Annotated in this window: 16 protein-coding genes and 1 rRNA gene; 6 read left to right on the forward strand and 11 right to left on the reverse strand. The window is 69.9% G+C overall.

What is annotated here, in order from left to right:
• The 3 genes from AB0H62_RS00005 to AB0H62_RS00015 all read right to left on the reverse strand — a co-directional run.
• Positions 1 to 293: ribosomal RNA gene (locus AB0H62_RS00005) — 16S ribosomal RNA — on the reverse strand; the annotation flags it as partial.
• A 533-nt stretch (positions 294 to 826) separates the two neighbouring features.
• Positions 827 to 2,170 carry a type I glutamate--ammonia ligase gene (glnA, locus tag AB0H62_RS00010; RefSeq protein WP_360583134.1) on the reverse strand — a complete coding sequence of 448 codons (1,344 nt, stop codon included), beginning with the start codon at positions 2,168 to 2,170 and terminating at the stop codon, positions 827 to 829.
• 76 nt (positions 2,171 to 2,246) lie between these two features.
• The gene (locus tag AB0H62_RS00015) at positions 2,247 to 3,527 is read right to left on the reverse strand and encodes an MFS transporter (RefSeq protein ID WP_360583136.1); all 1,281 of its coding nucleotides are present in this window, start codon (positions 3,525 to 3,527) and stop codon (positions 2,247 to 2,249) included.
• 90 nt (positions 3,528 to 3,617) lie between these two features.
• On the opposite strand from AB0H62_RS00015, the gene AB0H62_RS00020 reads away from it, so the two are divergent.
• Complete coding sequence (locus AB0H62_RS00020; RefSeq protein WP_220246544.1) at positions 3,618 to 4,283, forward strand: LppX_LprAFG lipoprotein; 666 nt, start codon at positions 3,618 to 3,620, stop codon at positions 4,281 to 4,283.
• 10 nt (positions 4,284 to 4,293) lie between these two features.
• On the opposite strand, the gene AB0H62_RS00025 is transcribed toward AB0H62_RS00020, so the two are convergent.
• Positions 4,294 to 5,916, reverse strand: a complete 1,623-nt coding sequence (locus AB0H62_RS00025; protein WP_220246543.1) for an alpha/beta hydrolase — start codon at positions 5,914 to 5,916, stop codon at positions 4,294 to 4,296.
• Between the two features lie 116 nt (positions 5,917 to 6,032).
• Here AB0H62_RS00025 and secA2 point away from each other — a divergent pair, with 116 nt between their 5' ends.
• Both secA2 and AB0H62_RS00035 read left to right on the forward strand, forming a co-directional pair.
• Positions 6,033 to 8,372 carry an accessory Sec system translocase SecA2 gene (secA2, locus tag AB0H62_RS00030; protein WP_220246542.1) on the forward strand — a complete coding sequence of 780 codons (2,340 nt, stop codon included), beginning with the start codon at positions 6,033 to 6,035 and terminating at the stop codon, positions 8,370 to 8,372.
• A gap of 145 nt (positions 8,373 to 8,517) precedes the next feature.
• Complete coding sequence (locus tag AB0H62_RS00035) at positions 8,518 to 10,239, forward strand: NAD+ synthase (RefSeq protein WP_360583139.1); 1,722 nt, start codon at positions 8,518 to 8,520, stop codon at positions 10,237 to 10,239.
• Positions 10,240 to 10,248: 9 nt separating this feature from the next.
• Here AB0H62_RS00035 and AB0H62_RS00040 read toward each other — a convergent pair whose 3' ends face one another.
• From AB0H62_RS00040 to lysX, 3 genes are all read right to left on the reverse strand, one after another.
• Positions 10,249 to 10,782 carry a methylated-DNA--[protein]-cysteine S-methyltransferase gene (locus AB0H62_RS00040; protein WP_360583141.1) on the reverse strand — a complete coding sequence of 178 codons (534 nt, stop codon included), beginning with the start codon at positions 10,780 to 10,782 and terminating at the stop codon, positions 10,249 to 10,251.
• Between the two features lie 32 nt (positions 10,783 to 10,814).
• A complete protein-coding gene (locus AB0H62_RS00045; protein ID WP_360583143.1) occupies positions 10,815 to 11,393 on the reverse strand; it encodes a hypothetical protein in 579 nt (192 codons plus the stop codon).
• A 71-nt stretch (positions 11,394 to 11,464) separates the two neighbouring features.
• Positions 11,465 to 14,788 (reverse strand): bifunctional lysylphosphatidylglycerol synthetase/lysine--tRNA ligase LysX, encoded by a 3,324-nt coding sequence (lysX, locus tag AB0H62_RS00050; protein ID WP_360583145.1) that lies wholly within the window; start codon positions 14,786 to 14,788, stop codon positions 11,465 to 11,467.
• A 240-nt stretch (positions 14,789 to 15,028) separates the two neighbouring features.
• Here lysX and panB point away from each other — a divergent pair, with 240 nt between their 5' ends.
• Positions 15,029 to 15,907, forward strand: a complete 879-nt coding sequence (panB, locus tag AB0H62_RS00055) for a 3-methyl-2-oxobutanoate hydroxymethyltransferase (protein ID WP_220246537.1) — start codon at positions 15,029 to 15,031, stop codon at positions 15,905 to 15,907.
• 22 nt (positions 15,908 to 15,929) lie between these two features.
• Here the strand turns inward: panB and AB0H62_RS00060 are convergent, their stop codons facing one another.
• Together AB0H62_RS00060 and AB0H62_RS00065 are read right to left on the reverse strand one after the other, a co-directional pair.
• Positions 15,930 to 16,772, reverse strand: a complete 843-nt coding sequence (locus AB0H62_RS00060) for a cytochrome c oxidase assembly protein (protein ID WP_360583147.1) — start codon at positions 16,770 to 16,772, stop codon at positions 15,930 to 15,932.
• A gap of 112 nt (positions 16,773 to 16,884) precedes the next feature.
• Positions 16,885 to 17,829: an undecaprenyl-diphosphate phosphatase gene (locus AB0H62_RS00065; RefSeq protein WP_360584620.1), complete on the reverse strand. Its 945-nt coding sequence runs from the start codon at positions 17,827 to 17,829 to the stop codon at positions 16,885 to 16,887.
• A 535-nt stretch (positions 17,830 to 18,364) separates the two neighbouring features.
• On the opposite strand from AB0H62_RS00065, the gene pip reads away from it, so the two are divergent.
• On the forward strand, positions 18,365 to 19,318 hold the full coding sequence (gene pip / locus AB0H62_RS00070; RefSeq protein ID WP_360583149.1) for a prolyl aminopeptidase: 954 nt from the start codon (positions 18,365 to 18,367) through the stop codon (positions 19,316 to 19,318).
• Here the strand turns inward: pip and AB0H62_RS00075 are convergent.
• Positions 19,315 to 19,878: a TetR/AcrR family transcriptional regulator gene (locus AB0H62_RS00075; protein WP_360583151.1), complete on the reverse strand. Its 564-nt coding sequence runs from the start codon at positions 19,876 to 19,878 to the stop codon at positions 19,315 to 19,317. The two genes, pip and AB0H62_RS00075, sit on opposite strands and share 4 nt — an antisense overlap.
• A 55-nt stretch (positions 19,879 to 19,933) precedes the next feature.
• Here AB0H62_RS00075 and AB0H62_RS00080 point away from each other — a divergent pair, with 55 nt between their 5' ends.
• Complete coding sequence (locus AB0H62_RS00080) at positions 19,934 to 20,713, forward strand: SDR family NAD(P)-dependent oxidoreductase (protein WP_360583153.1); 780 nt, start codon at positions 19,934 to 19,936, stop codon at positions 20,711 to 20,713.
• 5 nt (positions 20,714 to 20,718) lie between these two features.
• On the opposite strand, the gene AB0H62_RS00085 is transcribed toward AB0H62_RS00080, so the two are convergent.
• Positions 20,719 to 21,528, reverse strand: coding sequence for an ABC transporter permease (locus tag AB0H62_RS00085; RefSeq protein WP_220246532.1), 810 nt, complete (start codon positions 21,526 to 21,528; stop codon positions 20,719 to 20,721).
• Between the last annotated feature and the right edge of the window lie 9 nt (positions 21,529 to 21,537).

Raw genomic sequence — 21,537 nt, forward strand, 5'->3', positions numbered from 1 at the left:
CTCAGGCCGGCTACCCGTCGTCGCCTTGGTAGGCCATTACCCCACCAACAAGCTGATAGGCCGCGGGTTCATCCTGCACCGCCAGAACTTTCAACCAACCCCCATGCGGAAGTTGGTGATATCCGGTATTAGACCCCGTTTCCAAGGCTTATCCCAGAGTGCAGGGCAGATTACCCACGTGTTACTCACCCGTTCGCCACTCATCCACACCCGAAAGTGTTTCAGCGTTCGACTTGCATGTGTTAAGCACGCCGCCAGCGTTCGTCCTGAGCCAGGATCAAACTCTCCAACAATGAATAGTTTGATCGAGACTATTCTCAATCTAGTTTTCTCAAAGGAACCTCATACGAGGTTACATATAAGCTCTACTGGCTTAGTTCACTAGCACACTGTTGAGTTCTCAAGCAACACACCGCAACCCAGCCCGCCCAGCAGGCAAACCAGATCACCGCGTTGTTTCAAGCCTTTTTGGTCGAGCATGCCGACACCTGCAAGTAACTCACAGAAGCTCGGCGGCCGCTCGTGGGCCGACGCTGAACATTACCTGGTCCGTTTCGCGGTGTCAACCCGCTCGGCCCTGGCGCCCCGTTCCCTTGGGGCTTTCGGCCCCGCCGGCCCGGTGTTCCTGGCGACGAAGAGAAGATTACATGCCCCGCAACGGCCTGAAAACAGGGGGGTCACTTAACGACATAGCCGCAGGTCAGAGGCCGATTCGACCCCGTGCGCCGGGCACCGACGGCAACGGTGGGCCGGCCGGAAACGAGAACCGGCTCCCCCACCCGCCACGAAGGCAGGGCAAGGGAGCCGGATTCGCACAGTCCCGGGGTCAGAGGACCGGCAGCAACGTCCGCAGCTCGTACGGCGTCACGGCACTCCGGTAGTTGTCCCACTCGGCGCGCTTGTTCCGGAGGAAGAAGTCGTAGACGTGCTCCCCCAGTGCGTCGGGCAGCAGCTCGGAGCGCTCCATCTCCGCGAGTGCCTCCCCGAGATTCTGCGGCAGCTGCGCGTACCCAGCGGCGCGGCGCTCAGACTCCGACAGCTGCCAGATGTTGTCCTCCGCGGGCGGTGGAAGCTCGTAGCCCTTCTCGATGCCCTTGAGGCCGGCGGCGAGGATCACCGAGTAAGCCAGGTACGGGTTGCACGCCGAATCCAGCGTGCGGATCTCCACCCGCCGGGAGGACGCCTTGCCGGGTGAGTACATCGGCACGCGCACCAACGCGGAGCGGTTGGCGCGGCCCCACGACACCGTCGTCGGCGCTTCACTACCGCTGATCAGGCGTTTGTACGAGTTCACCCACTGGTTGGTGACCGCGGAGATCTCCTTGGCGTGGTGCAGCAGCCCGGCGACGAAGGCCTTCCCCGTGGCGGAGAGCTCGTACGGGTCCTCCGCGTCGTAGAAGGCGTTGCGGTCGCCTTCGAACAGGCTCACGTGCGTGTGCATGCCCGAGCCCGGCTGGTCCGTGAAGGGCTTCGGCATGAACGTCGCGCGCACGCCCTGCGTCAGCGCGACCTCCTTCACGACGTACCGGAACGTCATCACGTTGTCGGCCATGGTGAGCGCGTCGGCGTAACGCAGGTCGATCTCCTGCTGGCCGGGCGCGCCCTCGTGGTGGCTGAACTCGACGGAGATGCCCATCGCCTCGAGCGTCTCGATGGCGTGGCGACGGAAGTGCGTGGCCGTGGCGTGGCTGGCCTGGTCGAAGTACCCGCCGTTGTCCGCGGGCTCGGGTTCGCTGCCGTCGTCGGGCAGGTTGGCCAGGAGGAAGAACTCGATCTCCGGGTGCACGTAGCACGTGAAGCCCGCTTCACCAGCCTTTGAGAGCTGGCGACGCAGCACGTGGCGCGGGTCGGCCCATGACGGTGAGCCGTCGGGCATCGCGATGTCGCAGAACATGCGCGCCGAGTACGGGCCGCCGTCCGGCGTCTCCCACGGGAGCACCTGGAACGTCGACGGGTCCGGCTTCGCGACCATGTCCGATTCGTAGACGCGGGCGAAGCCCTCGATGGCGGAGCCGTCGAAGCCGATCCCCTCGCTGAACGCGCCCTCGAGCTCGGCCGGCGCGACCGCGACGGATTTGAGGAACCCCAGCACATCGGTGAACCAGAGCCGGACAAAACGGATGTCGCGCTCTTCCAACGTCCGGAGCACGAATTCCTGCTGGCGATCCATGGCCGAACCCTAACGACGGCGTGTTAACGACATGTTTCACGACGCGCCGGAAGTGTCCACAATGCGTGAACTCTCCTCAGGCCACGAACGTGAGCTCGCGTTTCCCGGATCGGGTGATCGACACCGACGCGATCGAGGCGATCACCGCGAGGCCCGCCGCCACGTACCAGGCCAGGGCGTAGTCGCCAAGCTGATCGCGCACGGCGCCGGCCGCGGAAGCCGCGAACGCAGCGCCCAGCTGGTGGCACGCGAAGACCCAGCCGAACACGATCGGGCCGGCCTCGCCGAAGGAGCGGATGCAGAGCGCGACCGTCGGCGGGACCGTGGCGACCCAGTCGAGACCGTAGAAAAGGATGAACGCCCACATGCTGGGCTGCACGGAGTCGGTGAGCAGCTGCGGCAGCAACGCGAGCGAGAGACCGCGCAGCGCGTAGTACACGCCGAGCAGGATGCGCGGGTCGACGCGGTCGGTGAGCCAGCCGGACACGACCGTCCCCACCACGTCGAACACGCCGACGAGCGCGAGCAGGCTCGCCGCGGTGGTCTGCGGCATGCCGTGGTCGTGCGCGGCCGGCACGAAGTGGGTGCCGACCAGGCCGTTGGTGGTCGCCCCGCAAATCGCGAAGCCGACGGCCAGCAGCCAGAACGAGCGTGAGCGCATGGCCTGGAACAGCACGCTGATCGCCCGGCCCGCCGAACCGCGCTTGACCTCCGGGTGGGCCACCTCCGTGCCCTCCGGCGCGCCGTACGCGACGGTGTCCAGGTCGGCCGGGTGGTCGCGCACCACGAGCAGCACGACGGGGACCACCGCGAGCGCCGCGATGGCGATGACCAGCGACGCCGTGCGCCAGCCGTCGTTCACGGCCAGCGTGGCGACCACCGGCAGGAACACGAGCTGACCCGTCGAGCCGGCCGCGGTGAGGATGCCGGTCACGGCGCCGCGGTGGCGCACGAACCAGCGCGTGGTGACGGTCGCGGCGAAGCTCATGGCCATCGAGCCCGTGCCGGCGCCGACGAGCACGCCCCAGCACAGGATGAGCTCCCAGCTCGTGCTCATGAACACCGTGCCGCCGGCCCCGAGCGCGACCACGAACAACGCGGTCGCGGCGACGCGGCGGATGCCGAAGCGCTCCATCAACGCGGCCGCGAAGGGCGCGAAGACGCCGTAGAGCACGAGGTTGACGGAGACCGCGAGCCCGATGGTCGCGCGGGACCAGCCGAACTCCTCGTGCAGCGGGTCGATCAGCACGCTCGGCGCGGCGCGGAACCCGGCCGCGGCCAGCAGCGCGATGAACGCGGCCGCGGCCACGAACCAGGCTCGGTGGACGCGGGGCGCGGTACGAGTCTCGACGGTCACGGGAGATGAGTCTGATTCGTCTTCGGCGTCCTGGACAGTGGCTTGAAGGACACCGTCCGAAAGGATCGGGCCACGGGTAGTCTCACCGCCATGCGCTGCCGACGCTTCCTGCCGGTGCTGCTGCTCCTCGGACTCGTCGGCGGGTGCACAGCGCCCTCGCTGCCCCCGGCCGGTGACCTGCTCGGCGCGGCCGGAGCGAACTTCGCCGGCGTGCGCAGCCTGCACTTCTCCGTGGTCGTGAACGGCGTGCTGCCCGGACTGCCGCTGAGCACCGTCGACGGCGACGCGACGCTCGACGACGGCGGCCACGCGGCCGGCACCGCCGAGCTGGAGAACGCCACGAGCGACCGGAAGCTCTCCTTCGTCCTCGACGGCACCCACGCCACCACGCACGACAGCACCGGCGCGACCTGGTCGGGCCCGGCGACGTTCACCGTCGGAGACTTCCTCGGCCCCGACAGCGGGCTCGCGCACCTGCTCAGCTCACTCGGCAACCCGCAGACCGAGACCCGCGAGCCCGTGCACGGCCTCGACACCTACCGCGTCGGCGGGGTCCTGCCCGAGAAGGTGGCCACGCGGCTGCTCCCCCAGATTCACTCGGACGTGAACGTGAAGGTGTGGGTCACCGCCGCCGAGCCGCGGCGGTTCGCCCGGTTCTGGCTGCAGGTCCCGCCCCCGACGGAGAAGGACAGCCCGGTGATGTTCGAGGTCACGCTCTCGAACGAGAACCAGCCCATCCCGGCTCCCCGGACCTGATCACCGCGGCCTAGCTGCCCGCGCAACGCGTCCCGTCGGCCGGCACCGTGCCGTCGACGAGGTAGGCGATTCCCGCCTTGTCCACGCACGCGTTGCCCTGCAGGAACGCCGTGTGCTGCGTGCCCTCGAAGGTGAGCAGCGCGCCCTTCAGCGCCTTCGCGAGGTTGACACCCGCCTGGTACGGCGTGGCCGGGTCGTTGGTCGTCGAGACCGTGAGCGTCTTGGGCAGCCCTTCGACCTGCGGTTCGTGCGGCGTCATGGTGTTCGGCACGGGCCAGAAGGCGCACGCGTCGCGCGCGGAGCTGGCCGGGCGGCCGTCGTCGAGGAACGGCGCCACCTGCTCGTACTTCTGCTGCGCGTCGAGGATCGTCTTGGGGTCCGTGACGCGCGGGTCGTCGACGCAGCGGATCGCGGTGAAGGCGTCCTGCGTGGTGCCGTAGCGCCCGTCGGGGCCGCGCTCGTTGTAGATGTCGGCGAGCTGCTCGAGCGTGGCGCCGCGCTGGTTGCGCAGCTCGTTGAGGCCGGTGTTGAGGTAGTCCCAGAGGTTCTGCTGGTAGAGCGCCTGGATGGCGCCGGTGGTGGCGTCCTCGTACGACAGCTTGCGCCCGTCGCCCACCGGCACCGGGAAGTCGATCAGCGGCCGCGTCAGGTCCTGGAACGCCTTGGTCGCCGCGGCCGGGTTGTTGCCGAGCGCGCAGTCCTGCTGAGCGGCACACCACTTCGCGAACTCACCGAACGCGACGCCGAAGCCCTGGCCCTGCGCGACGAGCGAGTCTTCCGGGTCCTGCGTCGGGTCGACGGCGCCGTCGAGGACGAGCGCGCGGACGTTGCGTGGGAAGTCCTCGGCGTAGGTCGAGCCGAGGAGGGTGCCGTAGGAGTAGCCGAGGTAGGTCAGCTTCTCGTCGCCGAGCACCGACCGAAGGACGTCCAGGTCCTTCGCGCCGTCGCGGGTGCCGACGTGTTCGAGCATGTCGTCGCCGAGTTTGGTGCGCTGGGCGCACTTGGCGGCGAAGTCTTTTTCCTGCGTCTCCTGCTTCGCGACGCCGGCGGGCGTGCCGTCGGTTTCGCTGTCGTCGGCGCGGTCCGCGTCGCGCTCGCTGTCGGTGAGGCAGCGGATCTGCGGTTCGCTCGCGCCGATGCCGCGCGGGTCGAAGCCGACGAGGTCGAAGCGTTTGCCGAGGTCGTTGTTCTTGACCTGGTCGATCAAGCCGGCCGCGGCGACCATGCCGGACGCGCCGGGACCGCCCGGGTTGACCACCAGCGAGCCGATGCGGTCGTCCGGTTCGCTCGCTTTGTGCCGCAGGACGCCGAGCGTGATGGTCTGTCCGTCCGGTTTGTCATAGTCCAGCGGGACGGTCAGCCGAGCGCACTGGATCCCGGACGCGCGGAAGGCGGACTGCGCGTCGTCCGAGGTCGCGTAGGGTGCGCAGTCGGCCCAGGTCATGCTCTGGCCGTAGAAGCGCGCCAATCCCGCGGGCACCGGGCCCACGGGCGGATGCGATTCCGTGGTCGGCGAGGGCGCGACCTGACCGTCGTTCGACGTGCACGCGGCTAGCGTGCCGCCGAGCAGTACGGCCGCCGCGAGAGCGGCGATCCGGTGGGCGCGAGAGCTGGCGCTGGCAAGGGGAGACACGGTTTGATCGTGCCATCCGGCGACGGAACTCCGACGCACCACCGGCGCGTTGGGTAGTCAGCGTCGGGTGGACCAGCGGCGGTCGGAGACACGAGCAACAGGACGGGAGACCAGGGGTGGCACTGATCAGCCGGGTGGGCAAGCGGCTCCGCCGGATCATCCAGCGGCCGGGCAGCGTCGAGCTGACCCGCTACGAAGCGCTGCTGCCCGCAGTCGCGAAGCTCGAACCCGACCTCGAGAAGCTCTCGGACGCCGAGCTCACCGAACGCGCCGAAAAGCTGCGTGAGGACCTCGGTGGCGCGAAGGTGTTCAACGACGACCAGCTGGTGGAGACCTGCGCCCTCGGCCGTGAGGCCGCGCGGCGCGCGCTCGGCGAGCGCGCGTTCGACGTGCAGGTCCTCGGCACGATGGGTCTGCTCACCGGGCACGTGGTGCAGATGGAGACCGGTGAGGGCAAGACGCTCGCCGGAGCGCTGGCGGCCGCGGGGTACGCCCTGCGCGGCAACCGCGTGCACGTCGTCACCGTCAACGACTACCTCGCCCGACGCGACGCCGAGTGGATGAAACCCGTCTACGACCTGCTCTCGGTCACCGTCGGCTGGGTCGAGCCCGCGCACAGCCGCGACGAGCGCAAGGACGCCTACGGCAAGCAGGTCACCTACGGCGCCGTGGCCGAGATCGGCTTCGACGTGCTGCGCGACCGGCTCGTGACGGCCGTCGACGATCTGGTGCAGGGCGCACCCGAGGTGGCGATCGTCGACGAGGCCGACTCCGTGCTGGTCGACGAGGCCCGCGTGCCGCTCGTGATGGCCGGCTCGATCGACCACAACGACGCCGACGAAGAGGTCGCCACGGTCGTGCGCCGGCTGCGTCTCGGCCTGCACTACGAGACCGACACCGACGGCCGCAACGCGTGGCTCACCACCGCCGGCGCGTCCGTGGTCGAGAAGTCGCTCGGCGGCATCGACCTCTACGGCGACTCGGGCTCCGACCGACTGGCCGCCGTGAACGTCGCGCTGCACGCCCACGCGCTGCTCACCCGCGACGTCGACTACCTCGTGCGCGACGGCAAGGTGCAGCTCATCAACGCCGCCCGCGGCCGCGTCGCCGAGCTGCAGCGCTGGCCGGACGGCCTGCAGGCCGCCGTCGAGGCGAAGGAGCAGGTGGCGGCCACCGACCGCGGCGAGATCCTCGACTCGATCACGGTGCAGGCGCTGCTCGCGCGCTACCCGTCGGTGGCGGGCATGACCGGGACGGCCGTGGCCGTGGCCGAGCAGCTGCGCGAGTTCTACAGCCTCGAGGTCGCGGTGATCCCGCCGAACACCCCGAACGTCCGCGAGGACCAGCCGGACCGGATCTTCGGATCGCCGTCGCAGAAGCTGCGCGCGATCGAGGAGGAGATCCGGAAGGTGCACGAGACCGGGCGGCCCATCCTCGTGGGCACCCAGGACGTGGCCGAGTCCGAGGAGCTGGCCGACAAGCTCGCGAAGGTCGACCTGCCGTGCGTGGTGCTCAACGCGCGCAACGACGCCGAAGAGGCCGCCATCATCGCCGAGGCCGGCAAGAAGGGCGCGGTCACCGTGTCCACGCAGATGGCCGGCCGCGGTACCGACATCCGCCTCGGCGGCACCGAGGGCGCGAGCCGCGAGGAGGTCGCCGAGCTGGGCGGCCTGCACGTGATCGGCACCGCGCGGTACCCGTCGAGCCGCCTCGACGGCCAGCTGCGCGGCCGGTCCGGCCGGCAGGGTGACCCGGGCAGCGCGATCTTCTTCGCGAGCCTCAACGACGACCTGGTGCTCTCCAACGCGCCCGACATCCCCGAGGGCATCGACGCCGACACCGAGACCGGGGAGATCACCGACCCGGCGGCGGTGCGGCAGATCAACCACGCCCAGCGCGTGGCCGAGGGCGTCGACCTGGAGATCCACCGCAACACCTGGCGCTACACGCGGCTGATCGAGCGGCAGCGCACCGAGCTTCTGGAACACCGCGACAAGGTGCTGCACACGGCGTTCGCGTCCGAGGAGCTGGAGAAGGCTCAGCCGGAAAAGTTCGCCGAGGTGAAGGAGAAGCTCGACGACACCGAGCGGCTCGAACAGCTCTCCCGCGAGGTCGTGCTGTTCCACCTCGACCAGCTCTGGTCCGACCACCTCGCGTACCTGACCGACGTGCGCGAGAGCATCCACCTGCGGGCGCTGGCCCGCGAGACGCCGCTCGACGAGTTCCACCGCGCGGCGATCCCGGAGTTCCACAAGATCATCGCGGAGTCGGCGGCGCGCGCGTCGAAGACGCTCGAGGAAGCCGAGATCACCGACGACGGCATCGATCTCGCCGACGCCGGCGTGCGGCGGGCGAACACGACGTGGACCTACCTGGTGCACGACAACCCGTTCGACTCGGACTTCGAGCAGACGGTGAAGAAGGTGCGCAGCATGATGCGGATGAAGAAGTCCTGATCCCGGTTTCGTGAAGAGCCCGGTCACCCACGTCGGTGGCCGGGTTTCTTTTTGCCCACATTCGCTCGGCTCCGGCCAGGCCAGGCTGTGCAGATTTGCCCACATTCGCTCGGTCCCGGGCGCGCGGCCGGGTCAGAATGACCGCATGCCGCAGCTGCGCATCGCCTTGGCCCAGGTCAACCCCACCGTCGGCGACGTCGACGGCAACACCGCGCGCACGATCGAGTGGACCCGCCGCGCCGCCGAGGCCGGCGCCCACGTCGTCGTGTTCCCGGAGATGTCCCAGACGGGTTATCCCGTGGAGGACCTGGCGTTCCGGGCCACGTTCGCGCAGGCTTCGCGCAATTCGCTGGACGAGCTGGCCCGCCGGCTGGACGACGCGGGCTGCGGCGAAGTGCTCACCTACGTCGGTTACCTCGACCACGACGAGGCCGGCCCGCGCGACGCGGCCGCCGCGCTGTTCCGCGGCGAGGTCGTGGCGAAGCAGTACAAGCACCACCTGCCCAACTACGGCGTGTTCGACGAGCACCGCTACTTCAAGCCGGGCACGGAGCTGGAGGTCGTGCGGCTGCACGGCATCGACATCGGCATGGTGATCTGCGAGGACATCTGGCAGGACGGCGGCCCGATCTCCGCGCTCGGCAAGGCCGGTGTCGACCTGGTCGTGGCGCCCAACGCGTCGCCCTACGAGCGGTCGAAGGACGAGCAGCGGCTGCCGCGCGTGGCCCGGCGCGCGGCCGAGGCGGGCGCGCCGCTGGTCTACACGAACCAGGTCGGCGGCCAGGACGACCTCGTGTTCGACGGCGACTCGCTCGTGGTCGGCGCCGACGGCAAGCTGCTCGCACGAGCGCCGCAGTTCGTGGAGCACCTGCTGGTGGTGGACATGGACTTGACCTCGGGCGGCCACGCGGGCGACGGCGCCCTCGCGGGCCTGCACGTCCACCGGCGCGTGCTGAGCGCCGAGCCGCTGCCCGCGTACCCGCCGCTGACGGATCCCGTGATCAGCGAGCCGCTTTCGGACGAGGCCGAGGTGTGGTCGGCGCTCGTGATCGGGCTGCGCGACTACGTGCACAAGAACGGCTTCTCGTCGGTGACGTTCGGCTTCTCCGGCGGCATCGACTCCGCGGTCTGTGCGGCCCTGGCGGCCGACGCGCTCGGCGGCGACAACGTGTACGGCGTCTCGATGCCGTCGAAGTACTCGTCCGCGCACTCGAAGGACGACGCCGCCGACCTCGCGCGGCGCATCGGCGCGCACTACCGCGTGGAGCCGGTCGAGGACATGGTGAAGGTCTACGTGGACCAGCTGGCGCTGACCGGGCTCGCGGAGGAGAACATCCAAGCCCGCACGCGGGGCATGCTCCTCATGGCACTGTCCAACCTGGACGGACACCTCGTGCTCGCCACCGGCAACAAGACCGAGCTGGCCGTGGGCTACTCCACGATCTACGGCGACGCGGTGGGAGGGTTCGCGCCGATCAAGGACGTGTTCAAAACGCACGTCTGGCAGCTCGCGCGCTGGCGCAACGACGAGGCGGCCAAGCGCGGCGAAACCCCGCCGATCCCGGAGAGCTCGATCACCAAACCGCCGTCGGCCGAGCTCGCGCCCGGCCAGGTGGACACCGACTCGCTGCCGGACTACGCGTTGCTCGACGACATCCTCGACGACTACGTGGAGGGCGACCGCGGCTACGCCGACCTCGTGGCCGCCGGGTTCGAGCCGGAGACCATCGACCGGGTCGTGCGGATGGTCGACCGCGCGGAGTACAAGCGCCGGCAGTACCCGCCGGGCACGAAGATCACGTTCAAGGCCTTCGGCCGCGACCGGCGGCTGCCGATCACGAACGCGTGGCGCGAGCGGAAAGCCTGAGCACAGCGTCTAGAAAAGCGTCGGTTCGTCGGGCAGCGCGCCTTCGATCACGAGCATCCGCCGCTTGGTCTCGACGCCGCCAGGGGCCGAGAAGCCGCCGTGTTTGCCGCCGGCCGCGAGCACGCGGTGGCACGGCACGATGATCGGGAACGGGTTGTTGCCCATGGCCTGCCCCACGGCTTGGGCGGCGCCCGGGAGGCCGAGCTCGTGGGCCAGATCGCCGTAGGTCTTGGTTTTGCCGGGTGGGATCCGCAGCGCCGCAACGTAGGCACGGCGGTTGAACTCCGGGACGTCGTCCAACGCCAGCGGAAGGCCGGACAGGTCGGGTTGGCCGCCCGACAACAGCGCGGTGATCAGCTCGACGGCGGTCTGGATTTCCGGCGGCGGCACCGCTTCCGTGGCGTCGGGGAACCGCCGGGAGAGGAAGGCCCGGGTGCTCGCGGGCGAGCTGCCCGGGAGCGCGGTGCCGATGATGGCCCCTTCGCGCCAGGCCAGCCCACACGCGCCCAGTGGCGTGTCGAAAACGGTGTATCCGGACGTCATCCGCCCAGGGTACGAGCGACCCCCGACAAAAGTCAGCGAACGGGACGCGAGGCGAAGCGCGGCAGGGGCCTGATGACGATGTACGCGACGCCCGAGCCCATCAGCACGGCCCGCACCCCGAGCTGCACGCGGCTGAACACGCCGGCCAGGTGTCCCGGCCCGAGCAGCGACGCGACGAGGACCAGCGCCCAGGTGAGGAGCACCAGCGCGAACCCCGCCAGCGCCCACTCGCGCCACGGCGGCGGCCACCAGAACACGAGGCTGAACGAGCCCCCCACGAACGCGAGGTTCTCCAGCAGCTGCGCGGCGATCGTGCCCGGCACCAGCGCGTCGACGATCAGGACGAGGCCGAAGAGCGCCAGCGTGATCGCGGCGACCCGGCCCGTCCAGTGCACCGGCACCAGGCGCAACAGCGGTGGGCAGGCGAGCATGAAGGCGAAGCCCGCGACCCCGGTGGTGATCCGGAACAGCGGAACCGCCCGCAGCAACTCCTCGACGGTCTGCTGGGCCGGCGATACGCCGGTGGGCAGGAAGAATTCGAGCAGCCAGGCGGAATAGACCACCACCCCGAGCCCGACCAGGGCGACCGCGGCGAGTCGCGCAGTACGCACGCCCACACCCTAAGCGAAGCGGTGCGACGTTGCGCGCGGAGGTGTCACTTTTTCCCTGGTCGCAACGTTCCTCAGGCGTGCGGGCGCACGAACGGGAACAGCACCGTCTGCCGGATCGACACGCCGCTGAGCATCATCAGCAGCCGGTCGACGCCGAGGCCGAGCCCGCCCGTCGGCGGCATGCCGTGTTCGAGCGCGAGCAGGAAGTCTTCGTCGAGCTCCATCGCCTCGACGTCGCCGCTCGCGGCGCGCAGCGACTGGGCTTCCAGCCGGCGGCGCTGTTCGATCGGGTCCGTGAGCTCGGTGTACGCGGTGCCGACCTCCGAGCCGAACGCGATGAGGTCCCAGCGCTCGGCCAGCAGCGGGTCGCGGCGGTGCCGGCGGGTCAGCGGCGAAACGTCCGTGGGGTAGTCGGTGTAGAAGGTCGGCATCACCGTCGAGCCCTCGACGAGGTGCTCGTGGGCCTTCAGCACCAGGTCACCGTGCCCGGCGTCCTCCCCCACCGGCACACCGGCCGCGGTGCAGAGCCGCCGGAGCGTGGCCACCGACGTACCCGAGTCGATCTCCTCGCCGAGCGCCGCCGAAACGGCCGCGTGCACGGGGATCACCGGCCAGTCGCCGGAAATGTCGTACTCGGTCACATGGCCGTCGGCGTCGTGGCGGCGCACGATCTGCGCGCCGAAGGCCGCTTCGGCCGCGTGCTGCACCAGCTCGCGGGTGAGGTCGCGCATCGAGTTGTAGTCGGCGTAGGCCTGGTACGCCTCGAGCATCGTGAACTCGGGGTTGTGCGTCGCGTCGACGCCTTCGTTGCGGAAGTTGCGGTTGAGCTCGAAGACGCGCTCGACGCCGGCGACGCACAGGCGCTTGAGGTAGAGCTCCGGCGCGATGCGCAGGTACATCCGCATGTCGTAGGCGTTGATGTGCGTGACGAACGGCCGCGCGTTGGCTCCACCGTGGACGGTCTGCAGCATCGGCGTCTCGACCTCGAGGTAGTCACCCTGGTGCAGCCGCTCGCGCACGGCGCGGACCACCGTGGACCGCAGCCGCAGCAGGTGCGCCGACTCCGGGTTCACGGCCAGGTCGAGGTAGCGCTGGCGCACGCGCGTCTCGGGGTCGGTGAGGCCCTTTCGTTTGTCCGGCAACGGGTGCAGGCACTTCGCGGTGACCGTCCACTCGTCGACGAGCACGGACAGCTCGCCTCGGCGCGAGGTGACCACCTCTCCGCTCACGCCGACGTGGTCACCGAGGTCCACACCCGTGCGCCAGCCCGAGAGGTCGAGCACCGCGGCGTCGAGCATCAGCTGCAATTCGCCCGAAAAGTCCTTGATGCGCGCGAAACACAGGCCGCCGAGCGTCCGCAGCGCGAGCACCCGGCCGGCCACGCGCACGCGGTGCCCGGTGCGCGAATCCGCCGGCAGCTCGGCGAACTTGCCCACGACCTCGCCCAGCAGGTCTTCGCGCCTGAAGCCGACGGGGTACGGATCCACGCCGAGATCGCGCAGTTTGTCCAGCTTCGCGACGCGCACGCGCACCTGCTCCGGACGGCGCGCGGCCTTCGGGGCGACGCGGGCGGCGCCGTCCTCGATGCGCCGGACCTTGGCCACGAACTCGTCGCTCACCGTTTCGAGCCGCAGCACGCGCGAGCGGCCCGTGGGCACGAACCCCTCCAGCGCGCCGGCGACGATGCCGACGCGCGGCAAGCGGCGGGCCGAGGAGTAGCAGAGGAAGCGCGGTTCCCAGCCCGGGCCGTACTTCGCGTTGGAGCGGTACAGCGACTCCAGCTGGAAGAACCGCGACGCCAGGCCCAGCACCGAACGCCACAGGCGCAGCACGGGACCGGCGCCGATGCGCTCCCCCTCGGCGAAGACCGCGCGGAACATGGCGAAGTTGAGGGAGATCCGCTGCGCGCCGAGGTGCTGCGCGGCCGCGACGACCTCGGCGATCATGAACTCGTTGAGGCCGTTTTCCGCCCCGCGGTCACGGCGCATGAGATCGAGCGAGAGGCCCCGCCGGCCCCACGGCACGAAGGACAGCAGGCCGCGCAGCTCGCCCTCGCCGTCGTAGGCCTCGACCATCACACTGCGGGCGTCGCTGGCATCGCCGAGGCGGCCCAGCGCCATCGAGAAGCCGCGTTCGGACTCCGCGCCGCGCCACTGCTGCGCCCGCCCGAGCAGGCCCTGCATCTCGTCGGCGGGGATTTCGCCGTGGCGGCGCACGCGCGCGGTGTAACCCGCGCGTTCGATCCGCTTCACGGCCTGGCGCACGGACTTGCGCTCGGGCCCGGTCAGGGAGAACTCGCGGACGTCGAGCACCGCTTCGTCGCCGATCTCCAGCGCGCGCAGGCCCGCGGCCGCGTAGACCTTCGCGCCGCGCTCGCTGGCGCCGAGGACGCCGGGAATCCAGCCGTACGAACGGGTTTCGTCGAGCCACGCCCGCACGGCGTCGGGCCACGCGTCCGGGTCGCCGATCGGGTCGGCGCTGGCGACGCTGGTGCCGCCGAGCACGCGGTAGGTCACGGCCGCGCGGCCGTTGGGCGAGAAGACCACGCTCTTGTCCCGGCGCGTGGCGAAGTAGCCGAGGGAGTCGTCATCGCCGAACTCCGCGAGCAGGCGGCGCAGCGCCAACTCTTCGTCGTCGGTGCGCTGACGACGGTGCCGAACACCGCGGAAGAGCGTGTACAGCGCGCCGGTGGCCACGAAGGTCGCGCCGAGGTCGAGCACCACGTCGATCCACGCCGGGCCCTCGCCGACGCCGATCTTGCGCAGCTGCAGGTTCTCACCGGTGGCGTGGTTGACCACCCAGACCAGCCGTTCCCACGAGTCGCCGAGCGTGCCGGGGAACGCCTCGGTGAGCGCCCAGCCGAGCGCGACCACCACGAGCAGGCCGCCGAAGAGCACCGCCAGCCCGTCGCGCCAGGCGCCGGGCGCGAGCCGCGCGGGAAACGCCGGGCGCAGCACGAGCAGGAACGAGATCAGCAGCACGGACAGCACGTCGGCGATCGCGAGGAAGCCGACCTGCATCGGGATGTGGCGGATCTGCCGCGGGCCGAGCGCGAGCAGGTCGGGTGCCCACAGCAACACCGCCTGGAACGCGAGCGTGATGAGCAGCCCGCCGACCTGGAAGAGCAGCAACGTGTAGAGCGCGGCCTTCTTGCGCCGCCGCAGGGCCGCGCCGAGGACGACGAGCAGCAGCACGATCACGAGGCTCGCGCTCGTCGGCACGCTGAGGGCCGAGAAGGCCATGTCGATGCCGTTGAGCAGGTGCCCGTGGGTCCCGCCGGCGAGCAGCAGCACCACCGAGAAGACGGCGGCGAGCTGCACGACAGTGGCGACGAGGCCGCCCGCCCTGGCCTTCCAGGCGGGGATGCGCCTGCGCGCGCTCGCTGGGGTTCCCATCGGTGCCCTTCTCACGTGATCATCACGACTGGTGCAAAGACGTCAGTAGACCGGCAGTGGTTGTCTGCAGTCATCACCCGGCAGGCTGAGCCGGGATCCTCCTGACGGAGCACACCACACGCGTGTGAAGCTCATCGCACGACCTTGGGACCGACCGGCGGGCATGTCAGGCTTTGACGTGTTCTGACTCCACGACCCGGGGACCTCACCGAGGCCTCGAGGGAAGGACGGTCGACGACGATGTCTGCCAATCCGAACGGATCCGACGAGGTGGCCGCCCCGTACGGAACCGGCGCCGCGCCCGCGCAACCCGCGGCGACCGGACGCAAAGTCCGTGTGCACCACCTGCGTGAGCTGAAGGAACGCGGCGAGCCGTGGCCGATGCTCACCGCCTACGACATGTACACCGCGCAGATCTTCGACGAGGCCGGCATCCCCGTGCTGCTCGTCGGCGACTCCGCGGCCAACAACGTGTTCGGCTACGACACCTCGCTGCCAGTGACGGTCGACGAGCTGCTGCCCCTGGTCCGCGCCGTGACGCGCTCGGTGAAGCGGGCGCTCGTGGTGGCCGACCTGCCGTTCGGCTCCTACCAGCTCTCGCCCGAGCAGGCGCTGGCCACGTCCGTGCGGTTCATGAAGGAGGGCCGCGCGCACGCCGTGAAGCTGGAAGGCGGGCGCCGGTTCGCCGCGCACGTCGAGGCGCTGACGTCGGCCGGCATCCCCGTGATGGGCCACATCGGATTCACCCCGCAGAGTGAACACAACCTCGGCGGCTACCGGGTGCAGGGGCGCGGTGAAGCGGCGGACGTGCTGCTCGCCGACGCGTTGGCGCTGCAGGAGGCCGGCGCGTTCGCCGTGGTGATGGAGATGGTGCCCGCCGAAGCCGCGAAGCGCGTGACGCACGAGCTGAAGATCCCGACGGTCGGCATCGGCGCCGGGCCCGACTGCGACGCGCAGGTGCTGGTGTGGCAGGACATGGCCGGGCTGCGCCGGGGCAAGGCGCCGCGGTTCGTGAAGCGCTACGCCGAGCTCGCCGACGTGCTGCAGGGTGCGGCCTCGGCGTTCGCCGAAGACGTGCGGCGCGGGGAGTTCCCGGCGCCGGAGCACGCGTTCCACTGAGTGATTTTCCCCGGCCCGGGGCTCACCGGCGGCGAAACCGCTGGGCGAGCTCCGGGTCGTTCTGCCACCAGAGGCCGCCCGTGGGGGCCTCACCGGATTCGGCTTCCTCGTCGAGGCGCTCGTCGATCTGCTTCGCGCGCTTCTGGTCGTCGCGGACCCAGCGCACGAACAGCGCGCCGACGAACGGCAGGCCCGCCACGTCGCCGCCGATCCACAGCACGCCGGCGCCGATGACCTGGTCGGTGCGCGGGTCCGGGCCCCAACCGGGGTGCGCCGTGGCGTAGTGCGCGGGCGCGAGCAGCGGGCCGAGCCAGAGCACGAGGCCGAGCGCGCCGTCGAAGATGACTTCCGTGAACGAGATCCAGACCGACACGAGGTGCGAGCCGCCGCGCGGGGTCGGGTCGAGTGCCACACGGCTGTAGAAGTAGAGGAACCCGGCGGCGATGAGGAACACCCGCACCAGGCCGCCGACCACGGGGTAGTCGAGCGAGAGCCCGTAGACCGGCGTCAGATAGATGATCACGAACGGCGCGATGAGCACGACCGTGACGGTGAGCGGGAAGGTCAGGAACTTCGCGAACGGGCTGCGGCCGTGGTGGCGCAACCACTGCGCGAGCCCGGGCGGCGCCGTGCGCATGAGCAGCGTGATCGGCGCGCCGAGGGCGAGCAGCAGCGGCGTGACCATGAGCAGCACGGTGTTCTGCGTGGCCCGGACCCAGAACAGCGTGGTGTCGTAGACGCCGAGGAACGAGCATGTGACGAGCACGATCGTGGCGAGCCCGGCGAGGAACGCCGTCGTCCGGCCGGGTGCCCAGCTGTCTTGCTTCCGCGCGGCGACGACGTAAGCCGCGCCGAGGGCGAGCACGACGAGCAGGGCCGGGACGTCGGGTGTCCAGGCCGTGAAGAGCGTGGTGCCGGTGAGCGGGGTTTCGATACCGCCAGTGTCCCCTTCCGGAAATCGGACCGGGACACCGCCCTCAGAAACTTAAGACGAGCAGGCTGGCGATTCCGGCGATGACGCAGTAGATGGCGAACGGCGTCAAGGTGCGCGTTTCGAAGTATTTCGTGAGAAAACGGACAGAAATGTAGGACGCAATACCGGCCACCAGACTTCCGGCGAGCGCCGGGCCGAGCGACGGGCTGTTCTCCGGCGTGAACAGCGAGGGAAGTTTCAGCACGCCCGCGGCGAGGATCACCGGGGTGGCCAGCAGCCACGCGAAGCGGGCCGAATCCTGGTGGCCGAGACCGCGGCGCAGGCCCGCGACCATCGTGATGCCGGAGCGGCTGATGCCCGGCAGGAGCGCGAGGATCTGGGCCGAGCCGATGAGCACGGCCTCCTTCACGCTGAGCTTGGAGAGGCGGGCGTCGGTGGCTTCCTCGACCGTGATCGCGCGCATGACGAGGGTGTCTTCGGCGCTGAAGTCGACCGTGTCTTCCGTTGTCCTGCCTGAGATCCCGGCCTTGGGCGCGGCACGGGAGAAGCGTTCGGCCGCATACAGCACGCCGCCGTTGAGGATGAGGAAGATGGCCGACGGCACGGGCTTGCCGAGGAAGTCGCGTAGCACGCTTTCGAGCAGCAGGCCGGCGATGCCGACGGGGATCGTCGCGAGGATGAGCAGCCACGCGAGACGCTGGTCGGCCGTGCGGACCTCGCGGTGGCGGATCGAGGAGAACAGGCCGCCGATGATGCGCACCCAGTCGCGCCAGAAGAACAGCACGAGGGCGAGCGCCGTGGCCACGTGCATCGCCACGAGCACCGCGAGATAAGGCGAATCCTCGCCGATGCTCAGATCACGCTGCCACGATCCGCCGATCACCGCGGGCAACAGGATGCTGTGTCCCAGGCTGGACACGGGAAACAATTCCGACACGCCTTGCAGCGCGCCGACGACGATCGACTCGACATACGTGACCGCGGACATTCTCGAGCCTTTCTCGCGTCGGTTCGGCCTTTCCTCGCGCAAGCTACCCACTACCGGGTAAACGCGGGGCAAGGGGGCGAAAGAACCTCCTCGGCGACCTTGTGCTTGTTCACATCCATGAACACGAATCATGTCCTTGACTGGTGTTCGGGCGGTGGCTTAGCGTGGTCCCCAACACGAAGGTGTGAACCTCGACGAGGAGGACGGGATGCCGGAAGCAGCCGGAGCTTCACGCGCGACCCGCCGCCCGAGGTCCGCGCCACGGTGAAGGAAATCGCGGACGCGGCCACCTCCCAGGTGGGCCACCGACGCGACACGGACGGGGGCCCGCTCAGCCCGGCGGCGGGGGCGGGCCTCCACCTTCTCTGCGAATGGCGCTGAGGGTGTCTCTGCGGAGGCGACAGCCAGGCGCGGCGGCGGCGCAAGCGGTGCCCGCGCGAACCGAGCCGGCCGACACCCGGACGACTCGCGGCCTTTCGGCTGAACGGCGCCGCGACTCCCGCGCGAAAGCCGCCGGTCCGGCAGAGTGATCGGCATGGACGACCTCTACCCGCCGCTGCAGCCACTGGCCGATGGGATGCTCGACGTGGGCGACGGGCACCGGATCTACTGCCAGGAGGCGGGAAACCCGCAGGGCAAGCCGGTGGTCGTGGTGCACGGCGGGCCCGGGAGCGGGATCGCGCCGATGGCGCGCAGGCATTTCGACCCCGCCGCGTACCGGATCATCCTGTTCGACCAGCGCGGGGCGGGGCGGAGCACGCCGAGCGTCGAGGACCCGGACGCGGACCTGAGCACGAACACGTTGTGGCACCTCGTCGCGGACATGGAGCTGCTGCGGGAGCGGCTGAACATCCGGCGCTGGCAGGTGTTCGGAGGGTCGTGGGGGTCGACGCTCGCGCTGGCGTACGCGCAGACTTACCCCGATCAGGTGACGGAGCTGGTGCTGCGCGGGATCTTCACCGCGCGGCAGCGCGAGCTCGACTGGATCTACCGCGGCGGCGCGGCGAACCTCTTCCCCGCCGAGTGGGAGGACTTCCTGGCGCCGCTGCCGGAAGAGCACCACAAGGATCCGCTCGCCGGGTACGCCGAGCTGCTCGACGACCCCGACCGCGGCGTGCGGGTACGGGCCGCGATCGCGTGGAGCGTCTGGGAGGGCGCGACGGTGGCATTGCTGCCGCAACAAGCGTTCCTGAACCGGTACGCCGATCCGTCGTTCGCACTGACGTTCGCGCGGCTGGCGGTGCACTACTTCAGCCACGACGCCTGGCTCGAGGACGAGCAGCTGATCCGCGACGCCGGCAAGCTCGCCGGAGTGCCGGGCGTGCTCGTGCAGGGCCGCTACGACGCCGTCTGCCCGCCGATCACCGCGTACGAGCTGCACCGCGCGTGGCCCGGCTCGATCCTGCGCATCACGGAAGGCGCGGGGCACGCCGTGAACGACCCGGGCACGCTGGCCGCGCTGCGTCAGGCGACCGACGACTTCCGCTAGACGTCCAGCAGCAGCCGGAAGAGTCCTTCCAACGTCGACGCCAGCGCGGCCTCGTCGGTCTCGTTCAAAGCCGTGCTGCCGATCAGCTTGCGCATCAACCAGAACCCCGAGATCAGCGACAGCGCCACGGCCGCGCGATCGGTTCCGCGCACGCCGGGGACGACGTCGAGAATGTGCGCCTCGACGTGCTTTTCGATGCCCGCGCGCAAGATCTCGGCGGCGCGCGGATTGGGCGCCGAGCGCAGCGTCAGCAGGAACGGGTCGAGGCTGTCGGCGTCCGGTGAAGTCCGCGACACGAGCGAAGCCGCGACGTCGCGTGCGAGCGTGGCCGGGTCGCCCGTCAGCACGGTCCGCTCGGTCATCGACACCTCCACGACCTCGGCGAAGAGCCCTTCCTTCGAGCCGAAGTAGCGGTTCACGAGCATCGCCGTGACGCCGGCGGTCTGCGCGATCTCCCGCACTCCGACGCCGTCGTAGCCGAAGCGCGTGAACGCCTCGACGCCCGCGCGCAGGATCGCTTCCCGGGTCGCCGCGGCGTCGCGACGGCGTGGTGCAGTCATGTCTACCAGTGTAGACTAAAATTAAATCTACAGCCGTAGACCTGAACGGAGAACCATGGACCTCAACCTGACCGGCCGCCGCGCACTCGTCACGGGCTCGAGTTCCGGCCTCGGCGAAGCGATCGCGCGGCTGCTCGCGGAAGAAGGCGCGGACGTCGTGGTCCACGGCCGCGACGAAGCCCGAACCCGTGCGGTCGCGGACAAAATCGGCGCGAAAGCCGTCGCGATCGGCGACCTCGCCACCGACGAAGGCGCGGCGAAAGTCGCGAAGGAAGCCGGTGACATCGACGTGCTCGTGAACAACGCCGGCGCCTACCAGCACCTGACCTGGGCCGAGGCCACGCCCGAGGAATGGGCGCGGACGTACGAGGTGAACGTGATCTCGTCGGTCCGCATGATCCGCCACCTCGTGCCCGGCATGCGCGAACGTGGCTGGGGCCGCGTGATCCAGATCGGCGGCGGCCTGTCCGGTCAGCCGATGGCGCTGCTCCCCCACTACAACGCGACGCTTGCCGCGCGCCACAACCTCGCGGTTTCCCTTGCGCGGGAACTGAAGGACACCGGCGTGACGTCCAATGTGGTCGCTCCCGGCGCGATCCTCGTGGACTCCGTGCAGAAGCTGCTCACGGACCTCGCCCCGGAACGCGGCTGGGGCGAGACCTGGGAGACCATCGAACCCCACGCCGCTCAGGACTTCGTGCCCAACGACATCGGCCGCTTCGGGCGGCCCGAGGAGATCGCGGGCGCCGTGGCGTACCTGGCGAGCCCGTACGGCGACTACGTCAGCGGGGCCACCCTCCGCGTGGACGGTGGCACCATCCGCTCGGTGAGCTAGGAACCCTAGATCCGGCCGCCCGAAGAACTGTCGCCGCCGGAGAGCTTCTGCGCGAAGTACACCGGCACCGTCGAGACGATGATCAGCACCGCCGCCACCACGTTGACCACCGGGGCCTGGTTGGGGCGGAACAGGTTGTCGTAGATCCAGATCGGCAACGTCTCCATGCCGGTGCCCAGCGTGAAGGTCGTCACGATGATCTCGTCGAACGACAGCGCGAACGCCAGCAGCCCGCCCGCCAGCAGCGCCGAGCGCAGCATCGGGAACGTCACCAGCCGGAACGTGGTGATGCCGTCGGCGCCGAGGTCCATCGACGCTTCCTCGAGGTTGCCGCCCATGCGCCGCAGGCGGGCCACGACGTTGTTGAACACCACGACGATGCAGAAGGTCGCGTGGGCGATGATCGCCGTGAGCAGGCCGAGGTCGATGCCGAGGATCGTGCGGAACGCGTTGTTCAGCGCGATACCGGTGACGATGCCCGGCAGAGCGATCGGCAGGATGATCAGCAGCGAGATCGAGTCCCGGCCGAAGAACCGGTAGCGCTGCAAGGCGAACGCGGCCATCGTGCCGAGCACGAGCGCGATCGCCGTGGCGGCCACCCCGGCCTCGATGCTGGTCCACAACGCGTGCAGTGCCCCGGCGTTGGTGACCGCGCGGCCCCACCACTCGAGGGTGAAGCTCTTCGGCGGCCAGCCGAACGTGGTGTCCGAGTTCACGGAGTTGAGCAGCACCACCAGAAGCGGGAAGTAGATCACCGCGAACCCGACCCCGAGTGCCGTCCACAGCACCACCCGGCCGGTCTTCGACATGCGCACGGCGGTCTC

Origin of the sequence: Amycolatopsis sp. NPDC050768 (assembly GCF_040654155.1) — a bacterium.
In the GTDB taxonomy this organism is placed as follows: domain Bacteria; phylum Actinomycetota; class Actinomycetes; order Mycobacteriales; family Pseudonocardiaceae; genus Amycolatopsis.